Genomic DNA, 17,047 nt, shown 5'->3' on the forward strand with positions numbered 1-17,047 from the left:
GGGGGGCCGATTAAAGGGTTAAGCCCGCGGCCAGGGCGGCTGAATTTGACTTCATTAAAATAGGATTGAGAAACCACCAGGCCTGGTGGTTTTTTGCACTTAATTACATTCTGGTTTCTGCTGAGCAATTAAGTGAATACGTTTGTCACCCTGAACTTGCAATAAGCATAATAAAAAAACCTTCCTAGTAAATAATAAACAACAGCTAGTAGGGCAGACATGACTAAGAGACTAATGAGAATAAAGTAGATCACTTTCTTTTCAAAAAGATGGTTATACATATCTTCTTTCTCAGAAATTGAAGTGTCTCTTTGGAAATATCCATCAATTGATAAAAACCATTGATATTCAAGGTACTCGATGCTGTCGATGGTTGTGGTACTGATTTTAGGAACGGGCTGTAGGGTGACCGATGCCGTTAATATCCCAATAAAAATTAGGAAAGTAGAAATATTTAAAAACTTTTTCATGTTTGCCTCCCTTGTTAATAACTATATGACCAACACATAAAACCATTTTTAATACAACATCCAGTGCCAGAATCGCGACCTAGATTTTTGATGTGTATATATTTACAACAGTCATAGACCAATTTTTAAACGTTTGTTGGCGGTTTGCACCGGGCTGGAGAGGGGAATGGCAAGACTTTCGTCGTTTTCCAGGGCCAGTACAATTTCCGTTTCCGTCAGGTCGATCATTTTGGCGGCGGTGACGTCGTTGCGGTTGGCAAAAGCGTGGGCGTAGCGCACCAGGGCATTGCCGTGGTCGTCATTCATGTGGCCGATAATGCGCTCAAGTTCTTCGGGGGTGATGCTCATGGTGTCTCCTTGCTCTGAGAGTGTCGTCGCCCTAGAATAATAAACCGTAGTTTATCAGACCATCCATATTAAAATATTCGACACAACTTTAAAACCCGTCCAAGGCTCACCGAGGAGTTTGACGGGTTTGTACGATGATGAGAGACAATATGAATTTAAATGACATTCTAAATACCCGTTACGCGACCAAGAAATTCGACCCGACGAAACGTTTGGCCGACGAGCAGTTTGAGCAGGTGAAGGCGTTATTGCGCTTGAGCCCGTCGTCGGTGAATTCGCAGCCTTGGCATTTTGTGCTGGCGAGTTCGGCGGAGGGCAAGGCGCGTTTGGCGAAGGGCGCGGAAGGCGCTTATGCGGCGAATCATCCGAAAATTATGGATGCGTCGCATGCGGTGCTATTTTGCGCCAAAACCGATATTTCCGATGCGTATTTGCAGAAGGTGACGGATCAGGAAGACGCCGACGGCCGTTTCCCGAAACCGGAAGCCAAAGAGATGGCGCTGAAAGTGCGCGGCTTCTATGCCGATTTACATCGCAAGGAATGGGACGACGTCGCTTGCTGGACGGAAAAGCAGGTGTATTTGAATATCGGCAATCTGTTGCTGGGCGCGGGCATGTTGGGCATTGATGCGGTGCCGATTGAAGGCGTGGATTTGGAGGTGTTGAATCAGGAATTTGAGTTACCGAGCCAAGGGCTTACGGCCGTGGCGGTGGTGGCACTGGGCTTCCATGCCGAAGACGATTTCAATGCGCAGTTGCCGAAATCGCGTTTTTCCGAAGACGAATTGTTTACGCTGCTGTAAAATTTCAAAAACTAAACAACAAGCCTAACAAACTCGAAATACTTCAAAAACGGCTAAGGTGGGAAATAGTGTAATTTACTAAGCCCTGTTTGGCTGTTTTGCCTATATAGTTTGTTTGATATGCGTTATTTACTATTCGAAACAATTGGCCATTAATTTCTTAACAAGCACGTCAGTATGCGCTTGTTATAACTTGTTGAGCTGGTATCAATGCACGATTGTTTGTAACCCATTATAGATGCCATGAATAGCCGTGACGATGAATAGGGCTTGAATGCGGGAAACCTTGGACCACACGAGAAAAGATAATGTGAAGATGAAAAATGGAATAAACACACTTACCCACCAGTAGTAAATGAATAATGAATGGATAAATGCCCAAAATATTGCGTTAACCAGTGCAATGGAAAGGAAGTTGTTCATGAATCTTTGGGTAAGAAATAGGATAGGCATCATTAGTAACGTTTCAATAAAGGGGTCGATAGTTGTTGCTAATACAATATCGATGACATCTACCGTTCTTTCGTTAGCGGTTTCTTCAAATAAGATATTTTTTAAAAAGGTTGGTATATAGTTTATGACTACAATTAAAGCTGCAGTTTTTAAAATGTAAACTAATGGGCTTTTGTCGACGTTAAATAAGAAAGATTGTTGTAACTTTTTTTGGACGGTTATTCCTATTGTATGGTTGGGCGACATAAATAATCCAAGTTGGCCTCCGTCAGGAGGGAGTTTACAATCTGTTGATTTTCTTTAGGTAATTCGTTTATTCTCTCACAGTTTGGGATTGAACCATGATTAATAAGTTTATTATATATATCAATGTTATTTCCTAAGAAATAGGAGTCATTGATTAATATCTCGGTGATAATGTTGGTTTCTTTTCCGTTATATTTCTGGTTTCCAAAGTTAAATCCTAAACTGGCTAAATAATCTATTCCTTCTGTACCATAGCGCGTTGAAATTTTTCTTGTTAAATCAAATTGATAATTATCTTTAATGGCGTAACCGTATTGAACTAGAATGTGTAACTTTTTGAGGTCTGTAGCAGCAGAGTGTATAAGTAGGTCTGAAAAGGGGTAGCCTTTTGATAGCATGTTTTTGAACAATTCCATGGGCATATTACGAATGACCATCTGTAGGGGGTAAAGCCTGCGACCAGAGGGAGCACAATAATATTTTGAGTTTTCCTTTACGCTAAGTTGGAGTTGATTAAATGGTTCCCAGTTATTTTTAATGTTTGCTTGTTGGATGGCAAATAAATAGGAATCAAATGTTTTTTGAGCTATTTGGATACAATTTTTTGTGTCGTTAGTTTTTATGTCTTGATAAAGTTGTTTTGATCTTGTCTTTTTTTTAGGCAATTGTTGGAGTATTTTATTTTGTTTTATATCAAGATGGCTATTTTCTGTGTTTTGCCTTATGCCTAAGGCAGATGGAGCAGGTTTAAAAAATAATATGCTGTTAAACTCATATTCTTTGTTTATGAACTTGTAAATTATAAAAATAACAAAGATAAAAATAACCACCTTTATGCTACTAAGTGTCGTTTTTCGCATTTGTCATGATTTTGAAATTGATTTGGTTTTAACGTCGATTGATAGCACCAGCAGGACAAACATCTTCGGCTACCTCAGGTTCACTAGTCGGGATTGAGGGAGCAGTATCGATACACTCGGTGCACGTTGGAACTCCATTCTCATTTTCTGAAGTACATTTTAGTTCATCCACAAACCAGCCTTCTACATCCTTGAATAACATACGTAATTGATAAACAAATTCTGCCCAATCAGTTTCTGCTCTAGCCTGTTTGTATGGAACAAGAGATAAAACACCTAGCGCAATAGGCAATGCAGTTGCCTTTAATATAAATCGTCTACTTCTTTTACATGGCTCTTTGCGTTGTCCACTTTTTACTTCAACAGGAATTTCGATTGCTTTCTTCATGTTTGCACCTCGTTTTGAATTGAAGTTCTTATTTATAAGTAATTTTGTTAGTAATTTTTAGTATTATTTTTGGTTAATACTAATGTAATGGATTCTTATTTTCAAATTATTTTTGGAGTAGCTTTAGTTGATGGGTCAATACTTTTTAAAGTTTTAAAAAACTATTTAACGTTTGAAGTCACCTAGCTTATTTTGCCTTCTAAAGGCATAAAATTAATATAGTTCTTATGGCTACCTGGGGTAATTCCACTTTCATAGAATTTATCTAGGATGAGATTTAATTGAGTATTAAATTTGAAAGAGATAGTTTTGGCTGTTTTTTTGATTGCTTACTTCCAGTTCGTCAATTTCTTCTATAATCCATTGAAACGGTTTGAAACCATTTTACTTTTTTATTGGGACAGGTGAATCACATGGGTGAACTGATTAAATTGGCGTTGAGTAATTTCCCGTTAACGGCCTTTATTTTAGGGTTACTGAGTGCGGCGGTGTCGTTGGCGCTGTATGCGCGAACCCAACCGTTGAACCAAGCGGTAGTGATGGAGCGGGTGTTTGCGTATTTTATGCTGTTTGCGGTGGGCATCGCTTATTTATACAACTTTGTGATTCATGTGTTTTTCGCGGAGATGGCAGCGCATTTCATCGGCTGGCCGAACAGCCCCTTCCAGTACGAAGTAGGGTTTGCCAGTTTGGGCTTCGGCATTGTGGGCGTGTTGGCGTTTCGTCAAAGCTGGTCGTTTCGAGCGGCGGCGATTACCGGCCCGGCGTTTTTCACTTGGGGCGCGGCGGGGGGCCATGTCTATCAAATCCTCGCGCACCATAACTTCGCACCGGGCAATGCGGGCGTGGTATTGTGGACGGATATTTTCCTGCCGGTTGTGGCCTATGGCTTGTTGTATTGGCAATATCGGGTAATGAAATCGCAGTCGGCCTAAGCGCTGGTCTCGTCTGATGGGGCATCGAAGGAAGGAGGCATTATGTCATTTTTAAAATGGACCGCATTGTTGGTTTTGTTGTTGATGCAAGCCGCTTGCACAAGTGTGCCGGATAAGGTGACACCGGTGCAGGGGTTTGATTTATCGCGCTATTTAGGAAAATGGTATGAGGTCGCCCGGTTGGATCACAGTTTTGAGCGGGGGCTGGTGGATGTGAGCGCCACTTATTCCATGCGGGAAGATGGTGGCGTTAAAGTGGTTAACCGAGGGATGAATGCCGAGACTGGCGAGCCGAAAGAGGCGGTGGGAAAAGCCTATTTCGTGGGCGCGGAAAATGTCGGTCGCTTAAAGGTATCGTTTTTCGGGCCGTTTTACGGCGGTTATAACATTGCTAAATTGACGGACGATTACAGCATGGTGTTGGTGGTGGGGCCGACGTTGGATTATGCATGGATTCTGGCGCGCTCGCCAAAGCCGGACCCTGATCAGTGTCGTGCTTTTTATGACTCGGCCAAGCAAATCGGCATTCCAGAAAAGCAGTGGATTCGTTTAATCGACTGCGGCTTGCCGGCCACCTTAAAAACCGCTTCTTAGCGGTCGATGTGTGATTTGAGTATTTTGTGCTTTGAAGAAAAATGTTATCAAAAATGTTATCCTTCCCAATATTAAATGATTTTCAATATCAAATGAATGATTAAGTTATTATGTGGAACGACACTTACGATACGGAACACTACGTTTACGGCACCGAGCCGAATGATTTTTTACGGGAACAGGTCCACCATTTGCCGAAAGGCAAAGTGTTGTGCCTGGCGGAAGGCGAAGGACGCAATGCGGTTTTTCTGGCCAAGTTAGGCTATGACGTGACGGCGGTGGATTTATCCGACGTTGGCTTGCAAAAAGCCGAACGGCTGGCCGAAGAAAACCAAGTGGAAATTGAAACCGTTTGTGCCGACTTGGCGCATTTTGATTTGGGAGAGGAAGTCTGGGACGGCATCGTGTCGATTTTCTGCCATTTGCCGTCGGCATTACGGGCGGATGTGTATCACCGCGTGCAAACCGCTTTGAAGCCGAATGGCGTGTTTTTGGTGGAAGGCTATACTCCGTTGCAATTGTCTTATAAAACCGGCGGACCGCCAGTGGCGGAAATGATGGTATCGCAAAGCGTTTTGGAACAGGAATTGCCGCAAATGACCTTTCGGCATTTATCGGAGCTGGAGCGCCATGTTGTGGAAGGCACCAATCACACCGGACTGGGGCACGTGGTGCAGTGTATCGGAGTGAAAAACGCCGGCTAGGAGGCTGGGAAACCCGAAGGGACTCGGAAACGGTTCGGCCGTTTCAGGCGGTAAAGCAGGAACGGCCGGTCATCAAATGATGATGGGAACACTTTCGTTGGTTTTGGAGGTGTTTTCAAGGTAGGAGATAAAAATATGAAAATCGCTTTTTCGAGTCCGAATGGAAAAACCTTGGCCGGGCATGCCGGTAAATGTCCGGGTTTTGTGGTGATGGAGGTGAACGGCGGGGAAGTCGTCGCCTCTGAGCGAGTGAAGTTGGCGAAAGACCAAGTCTTCAGCCAGTTAGCCGGGCCTTTGTCGACGTTGCCAGAACACCCGTTGCAGGGCATTGATAAACTGGTCACTCAAGGGTGCGGTGAAGGGTTGGTTCGGCGTTTAGCCGGTGATGGCATTGAAGTGATTATCACCGACGCGGACACGCCGGAAGCGTTTATGGAAACGCTGGCCAAAGGGTAGATGTCATGGGCCTGTCGGGCTTGAGGGCATTATTTAATTAAACTATTGCTACGATTAAAATTCTTTACATGAGCGATGGCTTGAATTGCTTGTTGTTTCGGTGATTTTCTGTCAAGATTAAATCGAAGATTAATCAATATAACGTAATGTAACGGAGAAAAGGATATGTCTGTTATTAACCAGCTAAAAACCATCCAAGCGGATGCGCACGCTTATTATCTACAATTGCACCAAATCCACTGGTTGGTTCAGGGAACGCGATTTAAAGCCATGCACGAGATGACGGAAGGCTACTATGAGCGTATGTCGGAATTGTATGACGACGCGGCCGAGCGTTTGTTGCAGAAAGGCGCTTTGCCATTGTTGAACTTGGATGAGTTAAAGGATGCCAGCACGCTTCCGGCGTTGATGGAAACGCGTTTTGATGAAAAAGCGGTCTTGGCTTATGTGGAGTCCATGCTGGCGCATTGGATTAAAGCGTTTAAAGCCTTGGCCGAAGCCGCCGAAGCGGAAGATGACCGTGTCACCACGGCCATTGCCGACGAGCAGATGGAAGTGTTGGAAAAAGACGACTGGATGTTGAAAGCGACGAAAGGCGAAGCGGTTTATAAATAAGCGCAAAGCCATCCGGTGAAAACGACGGGGCGCTTTGTGCTCCGGTTGTTTCAATCGAAAAAGCCACGCATGATGATTTTATTTATGCGTGGCTTTTTGGGTTTCAGTCAGACCAAAACCGCCAGGCCTGGTGGAAACCGTTATAACCCGCTCAGTGGTCGCATTGGCCGATGTCTTCGTTCCAGATGTCCGGCGATTGTTCGATGAAACGTGCCATGAGTTGTTTACAGCGTTCGTCATCAAGCAGTATGACGTTCACGCCGGCTTCTTTCAACCAATCCAGATGGCCTTCGAAGTTATCGTTTTCACCGATGACAACGGTGCCGATGCCGAATTGACGAATCAAGCCGGAACAATACCAGCAGGGGGCTAAGGTGGTGACCAAAATGGTGTCGCGGTAACAACGCTGGCGCCCGGCGTTGCGGAAGGCAGCGGTTTCGCCGTGAACGCTTGGGTCGTCGTCCTGCACACGGCGGTTTCGGCCTTTGCCGAGCAGTTGACCGTTCTGGTCGAATAACGCGGCGCCGACCGGCACGCCGCCTTCTTCAAAACCGGCTTGGGCTTCCGCTAAAGCGGGCGCGAGTAACGCTTGATAATCCAAAGAATCCATGGCGCTTCCTTTTTTATTCAATGCCTGAGTGGCGTTTTAACCGGCGTTCAGTGTAACTGATTCCCAGCTTTTGAGCGATTTATGCTATGATTCCCAGCTTTATTTTAAAGAGAGCTTTGCATGAGTGGGGCGCGATAGAAAAATGAGATAAAATTTTTCTGAATTAGGCGGGAAACGCAGCGAATAGCGAGCTATTAGCCAGTTTTTCAACGACATTCAGGGAGATTTTAGCCATTTTTATCCGTGAATCCATCTCATGCAAAGCTCTCTAATAACTTGAGTATTGAATTATGTCTTATACCACCACACTGGATATTGTCAGTTACGGCCTGGGTCGTCAGTTTGGCGATCAGTTGGCGGCCGACCCGTTTGAAGGGTTGAACGCGGAAGCCATGGCGCAGGGATTAATGGATGCTTTGCAAGGTAAAGCCAGCCCGATTGCGGATGCGCAATTTCGAGAGGCCTTTCAGGAAATCAATGACCTGATGCAAGCCAAACAAGCCGAGCGTGCCAAAGTCGCCGCCGCAGAAGGCGAAGCTTTCTTGGCCGAAAATGCTAAAAAAGACGGCGTGACCGTGACCGAGTCCGGTTTGCAGTATGAAATTCTGGTGGAAGGGAATGGCGAGAAGCCAAGTGCGGAATCCGTGGTTTCGACGCATTATCACGGTACTTTGATTGACGGCAGTGTGTTCGACAGCTCTGTGGAACGTGGTCAACCGGCTGAATTTCCGGTCAACCGCGTGATTGCCGGTTGGACGGAAGCGTTGCAAATGATGCCGGTCGGTTCGAAATGGCGTTTGACGGTGCCGTATGAACTGGCTTACGGCGCGCAAGGTTCCGGTGGTGCCATCGGGCCTTATGAAACGTTGGTGTTTGAAGTGGAGTTGCTGAATATCGTCAGCTAAGACTGAATTTTAGCGATCATTTCGATTATCAAAACCCGCAGTAGCGGGTTTTTTTATGTCTGAGTGTTGACGTTGAATAATGTGGCTTATGGCCAGGCCTGGTGGTTTTTGTGGTTTGATGGGCTAGAAGAAAAACGAGACATCCCTGCGAATTTTTGCTTAAATGAAACCGCTGGATTTATTCTAGGTTTATTCTCGATTTATTCGATTTATTAGATTTGAAACAAAAATAAAAATGAGGTGGATATGGAACTGAGTGCATTGATTGTGTTTTTGTTGATTGGCGCCGTCGCCGGCTGGTTGGCGGGTTTGGTCATGAAGGGCGGCGGCTTCGGGTTGCTGGGGAATATGGTCATCGGCATCATCGGGGCCTTTGTCGGTGGTTTCTTGTTTGGCTTGATCGGGATTTCGGCAGGCGGCTTGATTGGTTCCATCATTACCGCGACCATTGGCGCCATTGTGCTGTTGTTTGTGATCGGTGTTTTGAAAAAAGTTTAACTCGATTGCGGGAGTCTTCTCATGACACCGACAGACATCATTGATTTTTGGTATTCGCCGAATATGGCCGAGCATTGGTTTCAGTCCACACCGGCGATTGACCAAACCATCCGAGACCGTTTTGAAGCCTTGTGGGAAAGTGCGGCGGGTGGAGAGCTGACCCGTTGGCAAGACTCGCCGGAAGGCTGTCTGGCGTTATGCATTGTGCTGGATCAGTTTCCGTTGAATATGTTCCGGGGCGAACCGAAAAGTTTCGCAACCGAGCAACAAGCTGTCATGGTGACGAAACACGCTGTCGCCAACGGTTTGGATCAACAACTGCCGCCCGACAAACGGGCGTTTTTGTATATGCCGTTGATGCACAGTGAGCATTTGGCGGATCAAGACGAATCGGTTCGCTTGTTCGAGGCGGCCGGTTTAACCGATAACCTTAAATTTGCCCGTCATCATCGGGAACTGATTCGGCAATTCGGTCGTTTTCCGCACCGTAACGCGATTCTGGGGCGTATTAGTTCCGATGCCGAAAAAGCCTATCTCCAATCGCGGGATGCTTTTACCGGCTAATAAAGTCCAAAATCGCCAGGCCTGGTGATTTTCGCTCATCCAGATACTCGCAACCAAGATCGCTTCTATGGTAAAGTTTGGTTATCGAGTAAAACGAAATATGGAAGGTATTACGGTTTGGAAAGTGGTCTGAAAAACGTGACGTTCATTCCCGTCTGGGTATTGATGGTGTGGGTGTTGGGCGCTTTTGCTTTGAGTACCGCATCGGCTGAGACCGAACCGGAACTGAAAGGGGAAGCGTTGCACATTGCCTTGGTGGAAACCGCGTTGAAGTACGATTTTTTCAACCAGCGTTGCCGGGGTGTGAGCGCGTCGCAAAACGAAGCCAAGGTCAATCGCCTGTTTATTGAGAAATATAATCTGACCGTCAATAACTTCATCAAGCGTTTTCTGACGGATGACCCGCGTGATACCGAATCGGCGATGAAAAAGTCGTTGTATGCTGAAATCTACAAACTGGGTGGCTGTCAGGAAGCGCGCCAAAAAGGGCTGGAAAGCGAACTGAAAAAAGATTTTCGCCGTTTGTACGAACAGGTTGAAACCTCACCTTGGTTTCCGATTCTATAAAACTTTCGAATCGTTTAATGAATCGTTTAATGAATCGTTCAAAACCGTTTTGTTAAACGGTTCGTCACTCTTTCCGCAATAAGGTGTCGAGGTGGTTCACTGCATCCACCCAATCGGCATCGTCTTCCACCGCTTCTTTCAAGAAGGCCGCTTGTGCCGGTGTCCAGAGACTCGCTTCGTGCAACAGCGTCACTTGAGACAGGCGAGGTTGTTTTTTCAAAAACGCTTCAATCGCGTCATCCGAATTTTCCAAACCTAATTGTGCGAATAGGGCATTCAGGTCGTGCGCTGAGGTTTCCATGCTGTGCTCCTCGTTTTAATCAACTTAAATTCCATTTTACGCCGGTCGTTTAAAAATTGGTAATCAAAAACAAAAAACCACCAGGCCTGGTGGTTTAGAGAAACTGAACAACTTTCGTTATGCGATTTATTTCATATTCGAAAGCAGTTTAGGGTTGGTTATCAGGTTTCGAACGCCATGGGCGTGATCTTCCTTGAAGACATTGCCTTTACACCATTCGCCAACGGTTTCGATATTGACTTTAGCCACTTTGGGACGCACGCTCCAAGTGACCTGGAAAGGCGAGCCCTTTTCATTATAAGTTGGTCCGGTCGTGGAGCCTGCATATTGCACAGGAGTACCGGTGTTTTTCGGGATGCCAAGCGCTTGGTGTAAGCCGTTTTTGATTCCATATTCCGTGGCTTTGTTGAAATCCAGAGCGTTTTTGTCATTGACTAATACAAACACTTGGGATTCTACTCGAAGCTGAGGGTTCTGGATGGCCTCGCTGAGGCAAGAGCCTAGTGTAGGCCCTGGTTGGACTTGTGCTGTGGAATAGACGTAATGCACTTCAATGGTATCGCCGACTTTTAAGTCGCCGTGCGAACTCGGACAGATTTTTTGATGGACCGGCTGAGCTTCAGAAGGTGTTAGAGTGCCGTTGTAACGATACCCGCTGAGATAGCCGTGACCGTCACCATTGCCGGCGTATTTTGTAAACTCTCCACCTTTGTGTTCGGCATTTTTGTGGAAGTGGATATTACACAAGTTCATTTGGTTTGACGGAGGGGCCGGGCTGAACAGTCGGCTATTTAGGCCACTTTTGGCATCAATATTTCTGGGCGCTTGAGGGCCATAACCTTTGCCGTCCGTCTGTTTAGCCAAGGTTGCGCGTTGCTCGGCAATCACTTGATCGGAAACCGGGCCATGATGTTCTGTATGAGCGGCGGTGGCGCAGGCTTGCAGAAACAGAGAACCCAGCGCAATCGTAATCAGCGTTTTATTGAGAGTATTCAATTGTTTATTCCTTTTTATTAATGGAAAGCAATCTGATAAACAGGTCGTGCGCCAAAGTGCACGACCTTATTCAAAGCTGATTATAGTCCTGCATTTTCAACGATGAGAGAAAATAAAGGCTCATTCTGAACAAAAAGTATTTATTAAAGCCTATAAATTTATGATGAATGATTGATCGGTCGCCAGGATGTCGGCCGACTGAGAAAATATGGCTTGTGGCATTCAGCAGCCAGCCAGGTTGGTGCAAATTTGTGAAATGTTCGGGTTAAGCGGTTTTGTCTTTAAACTCACACAAGTCGTAAATGCAGCAAGCGCCGCAACGCGGTTTCCGCGCGGTGCAGGTGTAACGGCCGTGCAGGATCAACAAGTGGTGTGCCGGGATGATGTATTCTTTCGGTACGTTTTTGAGCAGCTTCTTTTCCACTTCCAGCACGGTTTTTCCGGGGGCAATATTGGTGCGGTTGGACACACGGAAAATATGGGTGTCCACCGCCATGGTCGGCTGGCCAAACGCGGTGTTGAGCACGACATTAGCGGTTTTGCGGCCCACGCCGGGCAGCGCTTCCAAGTCTTTGCGATTATCCGGCACCTGGGAATTGTGCAGGTCCATCAACATTTTGCAGGTTTTGATGATGTTGGCGCCTTTGGTATTGAACAAGCCGATGGTTTTGATGTATTCCTTTAAACCGTCTTCGCCGAGGGCATAAATCGCTTCCGGCGTGTTGGCGACCGGGAAGAGTTTGGCGGTGGCGATATTGACGCCTTTATCGGTGGCTTGCGCCGATAAAATGACCGCAATCAGCAGTTCAAAAGGGTTGGAATAATTGAGTTCGGTTTCCGGTTCGGGAATGGCTTCGGCCAGACGTTGGAAAATTTCAAGGCGCTTTTGTTTGTTCATGGATGTTTCAACGTTACGTTAAAAAAGGTTCGGTTTGTTGTTTTTTGTAATCGGTTTGAGTTGGTTTTAGTCCGTTTTAAGCGGATTGACGGCGACCTGCACGCCCAGCGCATTTTGAGCTTTCTGAGCGCGACGTTGTTCAATCGCATTTTTCAGCGCTACCAGTAATCCCAATCCGATAAAGGCGCCGGGCGGCAAAATCGCCAGCAAAATCGGGTGATAGCTGTCGGAGAAATGCAACGTCATGGCTTGGGCGGATTCACCGAACATCAAATCCATTTGGTCGAACAGGGTGCCGTTGCCGATGATTTCACGCAACGCGCCCAACACCACCAACACCAATGCAAAGCCCAGGCCCATAAAGAAGGCGTCCACCAACGATTTATCGATGGGGTTTTTCGAGGCGTAGGCTTCGGCGCGGCCGAGGATGGCGCAGTTGGTCACAATCAGTGGAATGAAGATGCCCAGAATGCCGTGTAAGGTATTCAGATAGGCTTCCATCAGCAAGTCGATAACGGTCACGGCCGAGGCGATGATGGCGATGAACACCGGAATGCGGATTTCGTCGGACACATGGTCGCGAATCAAGGAGACCAGTACGTTGGATACGACCAAAACCGCCATGGTTGCCAAGCCTAGCCCGATACCGTTGACGGTGTTGTTGGTGACGGCCAGCAAAGGGCAAAGGCCGAGTAGAGCGACCAAAGCTTGATTGTTATTCCAAAGGCCGTTTTGGGCGATGTGTTTGTAATCGGCCAGCTTGTCGGACAGGGTGTTTTGGGATGAAACTACCGTATCATTCATACAAAGCATCTCCTTTTTGCTGCACAAATGCCAGCGCTTTGCGAACCGCCTTAATCACGGCGCGCGGCGTGATGGTGGCGCCGGTGAATTGGTCAAAATGACCACCGTCTTTGCGCACCGCCCACATCGGCACATTATCTTCTCTCAGTTTAAGACCGTCGAAGGATAATATCCAGCTGGATTTACGCAATTCAATCTTATCGCCCAGGCCTGGCGTTTCTTTGTGTTTCAAGACGCGAACCCCAGCGATGCGGCCGTCACGATAAACGGCGAGCATGATTTTAATGTCGCCGCTGTAACCGTCCGGCGCAATGGTAGTGAGAATCACCGCCACCGGTTCGCCGTTCTGGCGAGCGCGGTAAACGGTGACCGGTGCGTCCGTGCCAAGATATTTCGGCGAACGCACTTGGAGGGTATCCTGCAAGGGATCATTGTCGTATTCATCGGTCGGCAGTAATTGATTGACGGTCGCCAGCAGATTGGCGCGCTCCGCTTCCTGAATCGGTTCGTCGGTCAGGAGTTTCGCCACCAGTAATAGGCTGACGCCAATCAAGGTGAACAGACTCAGCATCAGCGCGGAACGCAGCATTTGCTTCCAAAGCATTTGGCCAGGCCTGGTGGATTGTTGGGTTTCCGTGTTTTCGGTTTGGTTTTCAGTGTCCGACACCTGCGTTTTCCTATTCCGTTATGGTTGCGTTATTTCTTGTAGCCGACCACACGCGGTTGCGTGTATTGATCGATGAGCGGTACAAACATGTTCATAATCAAAATCGCGAAAGCGATGCCATCCGGGTAAGCGCCCCAATTACGGATAATGTACACCAGCAAGCCGATGCCGATGGCGTAGATAAAGCGGCCCATCGGCGTGGTGCTGGAAGTGACCGGATCGGTGATGATGAAAAAGGCCGCGAGCATCACGCCGCCGGACAGTAGGTGAAAGCTCACCGGTGCGTATTGGCTTGGGTCCAGGCTGTGGAACACAAAGGCGATGCCGGCTAAGGCGCCTAAAAAACCAACCGGATACTGCCAGCGAATGGCACGTGAATACAGCATCCACAAGCCGCCAATCAAGAAAGCGATATTGATGGACGCCCAGCCATAGGGAATCTGATTGTCATTGAAATTGGCGCTGTCGAGCGAGGCGAAAACCGGCGTGCCTTGCGTCAGCGCGGTTTTAACCTGGTCCAACGGCGTGGCGCCGGTGATTTGGTCCAATCCTAAGTCGTTGGGCGTGTGGCCGGTGAAAATCATTTGGAAGGATTCCATAAAGCCGATATGGTGGCCGGAAACGTCCGACGGCAAGGTCCATTGTGTGAGTTCCGCCGGGAAGGAAATCAACACGAAAGCATAACCGAGCATGGCGGGATTAAACGGATTGTATCCCAGCCCGCCGTAAAGATGCTTGCCGAAGACCAGTGCAAAAATCACGCCGGAGACAATGATCCACCAAGGCGATTCCGGCGGGATGCAGAAGACCAGCCCTGTGACGGTGATGATGCCGCTTAAATCGGTCAAGTATGGCATTACCGGGCGGCCGCGTAATTTCAGCAGGGCGTATTCGGTGATGATGAGTGTCAGTACCGCCAAGCCCCATTGTATGGTGATACCGTAACCGAAAAAGTAGATGTGCGCCAACAGGGCCGGAATGGCGGCGATTTGCACCTGCATCATCAGCTTGCGTACGCTGCTGGCGTTATGGGCGAATGGTGACGTTGTCGGAGTCATCTTCAGTGTCCGTCCTTATCGGTATGGTGAGTGGCCGAGTCGCTTGTGTTATTTGCTTCATCGGCTTGAGGTTTTTTCGCCGCACGTGCCGCCGCCTTGGCTTTGGCCGCAGCCATGGCCGCTTTTCGTTTGGCGTCCGGCGCATCCGAGGTGTCGTTTTTCGGCGTTTCGGTGACCGGGCTTTCTGGCTGTTCCGTTTCTTGAGGTGCGAGCGTTTGAGCCTGCTGTTTGGCTTGAGCGCGTTTTTTTGCGGCCGCCATCGCCGCTTGGTGTTTGTCCTGAACGGACGCTTGACTGTCGGTGGATTTCGGCGTGTCCTTGAGGGCGTCAGCCGTTTCCGTTTTCGGTTCGTGAGATTTTTTGGCCTGGGCGCGCTTTTGCGCCGCTTCCATCGCCGCTTTGCGCTTGTCGACGGTGGACGGTTGGGTTTCTGTTTGCGTTGCTTCCGGTTCTGGCGTGCTGTCAGGTGTGTTGTTTGTCGATTTTTGGGCTGCTGCTTTGGCCTGGGCTCGTTTTTTGGCTGCGGCCATCGCTGCGGCTTTCGGATCGGGTTTGGAGTCCGGTTTCTTCTTAGGTTCAGTCGTTTGAGATTCGGGTTGTTTTTCAGCGGCTTCCGTGCGTTTTTTCGCGGCGGCAATGGCTTTTTCACGTGCGGACAGTTTCGGCGCGGCCCCGCTGTCTTTTTCAGCCGATTTTTGGTGAGCTCGCGCCGCCGCTTGTGCCGCCGCCGCGGCGGAAGCCGGTTTTTTCGCTGCGGATGCGCTGGACGCGTTGGCCTCGGCCTGCTCCGCGGCGGCTTTTTGCTTCACGGCTTCTTTTTTGGCTTTCAAGCGGGCGTCGCGTTCCTGCTTTTCGCGCTCTAAACGCGCCAGCTTGAACTCGTGGCGTTGCTTGGCCAATTCCGCCGCTTGTTCTTCCTGTTTAATTTTTTTGATTTCGGATTTTGCGAATCGGTAATACTGCACCAGCGGAATTTGGCTGGGGCAGACGAAGCTGCAGCAACCGCATTCGATGCAATCGAATACTTTGAGTTTTTCGACTTTATCGAACTCATGGCTTCGGCTGTGCCAGTACATTTGCTGCGGCAACAGATTGACCGGACAGGCATCCATGCATTCGCCGCAACGGATACAGGGCAGGGCCTCTTCCATCGGTTGTGGCGGGTTGGCGAGAATGCAGTTGGTGGTTTTGATGACCGGCACGTGATTGGATTTCATGGCAATGCCCATCATCGGCCCGCCTTGAATCAAGGGATAATCAAGCGGGTGTTTGGGCTTTGCGAGCTGTGCCAGTTCTTCAAATGAAGACCCGAGCAGGGCTTCGATATTGAAAGGGGCTTGCAGGCCTTCGCCGGAAACGGTCACTAAGCGACTGATCAGCGGGTTGCCTTGAGTCACGGCTTCGTGAATGGCGGCGAAGGTGGCGACGTTCATCATCAGAATGCCGGCGTCCACCGCATGGGTGTTGGCGGGTAATTCCACACCGGTGAGTTCTTGGGTCAGCTGTACCTGACTGCCCATCGGGTAAACGGTGGCGACGGTTTCGATTTGGACATCTGTGCCTTTGGCCGCTTTTTGCATGGCTTGAATCGCTTGCGCTTTGTTGTCTTCGATGCCGCAGATAATCCGTTCGACGCCCAGTGCTTCCGCGACAATCAAAGCACCTTGTATGATGTTTTTCGGCTGGGTTTGCATCAGAACATCGTCACAAGTGATGAAAGGTTCGCATTCGGCCCCGTTGATGAGCAGGTATTGAATCTGGCCGCGTTGCGATGGAATTTTGGCGAATGTCGGGAAGCCAGCGCCGCCCATGCCGACAATGCCCGCACGATGGACCAGTGCTTTGAGTTCGTCGGGCGTTTTCGGATGGGAGCCGTCCACTTGCAATGCATTGTCGATGGTCTCGTCCTGACCGTCGGTCTCGATGACCAGGCATTGGCCTTTGAGACCGGAAGCATGCGGAAGCACGCGGTCTTCAATGGCGGTGATCGTGCCGGAGGTCGGCGCGTGAATCGGTGCGGCTAACCCTTTTTCGGTGTCGGCCAGTAATTGATTTTTGAGCACGCGATCACCGACCTGAACCTTCGCTTCCGTGACGACACCGACGTGTTGCTGCAATGGCAATACCAAGTTTTTGGGAACAAAGACCGGCTTGAGCGGATGGCGTAACGACATGGATTTGTTGTAACGCGGAAAAACGCCGCCGTGAAAACGATATAGGCCACGCTTGGCCACAGGGTAAATCTTAGCCAATAGTCGCAGGGTGGCATTTTTGAAGGTGGTGAAAGTTGAAGTTCTGGCCGTCATA

General features: G+C 48.4%; 23 protein-coding genes. 10 read left to right on the forward strand and 13 right to left on the reverse strand.

What is annotated here, in order from left to right:
- Nucleotides 1-128: 128 nt before the first annotated feature.
- Nucleotides 129-470 (reverse strand): hypothetical protein, encoded by a 342-nt coding sequence (locus AC0KH7_RS05150; RefSeq protein ID WP_472371321.1) that lies wholly within the window; start codon nucleotides 468-470, stop codon nucleotides 129-131.
- 111 nt (nucleotides 471-581) lie between these two features.
- Nucleotides 582-818: a DUF2470 domain-containing protein gene (locus AC0KH7_RS05155; protein ID WP_472371323.1), complete on the reverse strand. Its 237-nt coding sequence runs from the start codon at nucleotides 816-818 to the stop codon at nucleotides 582-584.
- A gap of 149 nt (nucleotides 819-967) precedes the next feature.
- Here AC0KH7_RS05155 and nfsB point away from each other — a divergent pair, with 149 nt between their 5' ends.
- Entirely contained in the window at nucleotides 968-1,621 is a 654-nt protein-coding gene (nfsB, locus tag AC0KH7_RS05160; RefSeq protein ID WP_472371325.1) for an oxygen-insensitive NAD(P)H nitroreductase, read from the forward strand.
- 207 nt (nucleotides 1,622-1,828) lie between these two features.
- On the opposite strand, the gene AC0KH7_RS05165 is transcribed toward nfsB, so the two are convergent.
- The 3 genes from AC0KH7_RS05165 to AC0KH7_RS05175 are packed head-to-tail and all read right to left on the reverse strand — an operon-like array spanning nucleotide 1,829 to nucleotide 3,568.
- Entirely contained in the window at nucleotides 1,829-2,320 is a 492-nt protein-coding gene (locus AC0KH7_RS05165; protein WP_472371327.1) for a hypothetical protein, read from the reverse strand.
- On the reverse strand, nucleotides 2,299-3,180 hold the full coding sequence (locus AC0KH7_RS05170) for a hypothetical protein (protein WP_472371329.1): 882 nt from the start codon (nucleotides 3,178-3,180) through the stop codon (nucleotides 2,299-2,301). Before AC0KH7_RS05170 ends, AC0KH7_RS05165 begins: the two co-directional genes overlap by 22 nt.
- Nucleotides 3,181-3,208: 28 nt before the next feature.
- Nucleotides 3,209-3,568 carry a hypothetical protein gene (locus AC0KH7_RS05175; protein WP_472371331.1) on the reverse strand — a complete coding sequence of 120 codons (360 nt, stop codon included), beginning with the start codon at nucleotides 3,566-3,568 and terminating at the stop codon, nucleotides 3,209-3,211.
- A 413-nt stretch (nucleotides 3,569-3,981) separates the two neighbouring features.
- On the opposite strand from AC0KH7_RS05175, the gene AC0KH7_RS05180 reads away from it, so the two are divergent.
- The 5 genes from AC0KH7_RS05180 to AC0KH7_RS05200 all read left to right on the forward strand — a co-directional run bounded on the left by AC0KH7_RS05180 (nucleotide 3,982) and on the right by AC0KH7_RS05200 (nucleotide 6,872).
- On the forward strand, nucleotides 3,982-4,503 hold the full coding sequence (locus AC0KH7_RS05180; protein ID WP_472371333.1) for a DUF6790 family protein: 522 nt from the start codon (nucleotides 3,982-3,984) through the stop codon (nucleotides 4,501-4,503).
- A gap of 42 nt (nucleotides 4,504-4,545) precedes the next feature.
- Nucleotides 4,546-5,097, forward strand: a complete 552-nt coding sequence (locus AC0KH7_RS05185) for a lipocalin family protein (RefSeq protein ID WP_472371335.1) — start codon at nucleotides 4,546-4,548, stop codon at nucleotides 5,095-5,097.
- A 110-nt stretch (nucleotides 5,098-5,207) separates the two neighbouring features.
- Nucleotides 5,208-5,801 carry a class I SAM-dependent methyltransferase gene (locus tag AC0KH7_RS05190; RefSeq protein ID WP_472371337.1) on the forward strand — a complete coding sequence of 198 codons (594 nt, stop codon included), beginning with the start codon at nucleotides 5,208-5,210 and terminating at the stop codon, nucleotides 5,799-5,801.
- A gap of 135 nt (nucleotides 5,802-5,936) precedes the next feature.
- Nucleotides 5,937-6,257, forward strand: coding sequence for a NifB/NifX family molybdenum-iron cluster-binding protein (locus tag AC0KH7_RS05195; protein ID WP_472371339.1), 321 nt, complete (start codon nucleotides 5,937-5,939; stop codon nucleotides 6,255-6,257).
- A 165-nt stretch (nucleotides 6,258-6,422) separates the two neighbouring features.
- Entirely contained in the window at nucleotides 6,423-6,872 is a 450-nt protein-coding gene (locus tag AC0KH7_RS05200; protein ID WP_472371341.1) for a Dps family protein, read from the forward strand.
- A 151-nt stretch (nucleotides 6,873-7,023) separates the two neighbouring features.
- Here AC0KH7_RS05200 and AC0KH7_RS05205 read toward each other — a convergent pair whose 3' ends face one another.
- Nucleotides 7,024-7,482, reverse strand: coding sequence for a nucleoside deaminase (locus tag AC0KH7_RS05205; RefSeq protein ID WP_472371343.1), 459 nt, complete (start codon nucleotides 7,480-7,482; stop codon nucleotides 7,024-7,026).
- Between the two features lie 290 nt (nucleotides 7,483-7,772).
- Between AC0KH7_RS05205 and AC0KH7_RS05210 the strand changes: the two genes are divergently transcribed.
- The 4 genes from AC0KH7_RS05210 to AC0KH7_RS05225 all read left to right on the forward strand — a co-directional run bounded on the left by AC0KH7_RS05210 (nucleotide 7,773) and on the right by AC0KH7_RS05225 (nucleotide 10,016).
- The gene (locus AC0KH7_RS05210) at nucleotides 7,773-8,387 is read left to right on the forward strand and encodes an FKBP-type peptidyl-prolyl cis-trans isomerase (RefSeq protein ID WP_472371345.1); all 615 of its coding nucleotides are present in this window, start codon (nucleotides 7,773-7,775) and stop codon (nucleotides 8,385-8,387) included.
- A gap of 246 nt (nucleotides 8,388-8,633) precedes the next feature.
- A complete protein-coding gene (locus AC0KH7_RS05215) occupies nucleotides 8,634-8,885 on the forward strand; it encodes a GlsB/YeaQ/YmgE family stress response membrane protein (protein ID WP_472371347.1) in 252 nt (83 codons plus the stop codon).
- A gap of 21 nt (nucleotides 8,886-8,906) precedes the next feature.
- Nucleotides 8,907-9,449 (forward strand): DUF924 family protein, encoded by a 543-nt coding sequence (locus AC0KH7_RS05220; protein ID WP_472371349.1) that lies wholly within the window; start codon nucleotides 8,907-8,909, stop codon nucleotides 9,447-9,449.
- A 117-nt stretch (nucleotides 9,450-9,566) separates the two neighbouring features.
- Complete coding sequence (locus AC0KH7_RS05225; RefSeq protein ID WP_472371351.1) at nucleotides 9,567-10,016, forward strand: hypothetical protein; 450 nt, start codon at nucleotides 9,567-9,569, stop codon at nucleotides 10,014-10,016.
- A 64-nt stretch (nucleotides 10,017-10,080) separates the two neighbouring features.
- On the opposite strand, the gene AC0KH7_RS05230 is transcribed toward AC0KH7_RS05225, so the two are convergent.
- The 7 genes from AC0KH7_RS05230 to rsxC all read right to left on the reverse strand — a co-directional run bounded on the left by AC0KH7_RS05230 (nucleotide 10,081) and on the right by rsxC (nucleotide 17,046).
- Nucleotides 10,081-10,317: a DUF2789 domain-containing protein gene (locus tag AC0KH7_RS05230; protein ID WP_472371353.1), complete on the reverse strand. Its 237-nt coding sequence runs from the start codon at nucleotides 10,315-10,317 to the stop codon at nucleotides 10,081-10,083.
- A 126-nt stretch (nucleotides 10,318-10,443) separates the two neighbouring features.
- Nucleotides 10,444-11,313 carry a delta-class carbonic anhydrase gene (locus AC0KH7_RS05235; protein ID WP_472371355.1) on the reverse strand — a complete coding sequence of 290 codons (870 nt, stop codon included), beginning with the start codon at nucleotides 11,311-11,313 and terminating at the stop codon, nucleotides 10,444-10,446.
- A gap of 265 nt (nucleotides 11,314-11,578) precedes the next feature.
- Nucleotides 11,579-12,211, reverse strand: a complete 633-nt coding sequence (nth, locus tag AC0KH7_RS05240; RefSeq protein ID WP_472371357.1) for an endonuclease III — start codon at nucleotides 12,209-12,211, stop codon at nucleotides 11,579-11,581.
- A gap of 66 nt (nucleotides 12,212-12,277) precedes the next feature.
- Nucleotides 12,278-13,015, reverse strand: coding sequence for an electron transport complex subunit E (locus AC0KH7_RS05245; RefSeq protein WP_472371359.1), 738 nt, complete (start codon nucleotides 13,013-13,015; stop codon nucleotides 12,278-12,280).
- Nucleotides 13,008-13,682 carry an electron transport complex subunit RsxG gene (gene rsxG, locus AC0KH7_RS05250; protein ID WP_472371360.1) on the reverse strand — a complete coding sequence of 225 codons (675 nt, stop codon included), beginning with the start codon at nucleotides 13,680-13,682 and terminating at the stop codon, nucleotides 13,008-13,010. The genes AC0KH7_RS05245 and rsxG overlap by 8 nt, the downstream gene beginning before the upstream one ends.
- 29 nt (nucleotides 13,683-13,711) lie before the next feature.
- Entirely contained in the window at nucleotides 13,712-14,740 is a 1,029-nt protein-coding gene (locus tag AC0KH7_RS05255; RefSeq protein WP_472371362.1) for an RnfABCDGE type electron transport complex subunit D, read from the reverse strand.
- 2 nt (nucleotides 14,741-14,742) lie between these two features.
- Nucleotides 14,743-17,046: an electron transport complex subunit RsxC gene (rsxC, locus tag AC0KH7_RS05260; RefSeq protein WP_472371364.1), complete on the reverse strand. Its 2,304-nt coding sequence runs from the start codon at nucleotides 17,044-17,046 to the stop codon at nucleotides 14,743-14,745.
- Between the last annotated feature and the right edge of the window lies 1 nt (nucleotide 17,047).

The organism is Hydrogenovibrio sp. (assembly GCF_965140365.1).
Lineage (GTDB): Bacteria > Pseudomonadota > Gammaproteobacteria > Thiomicrospirales > Thiomicrospiraceae > Hydrogenovibrio.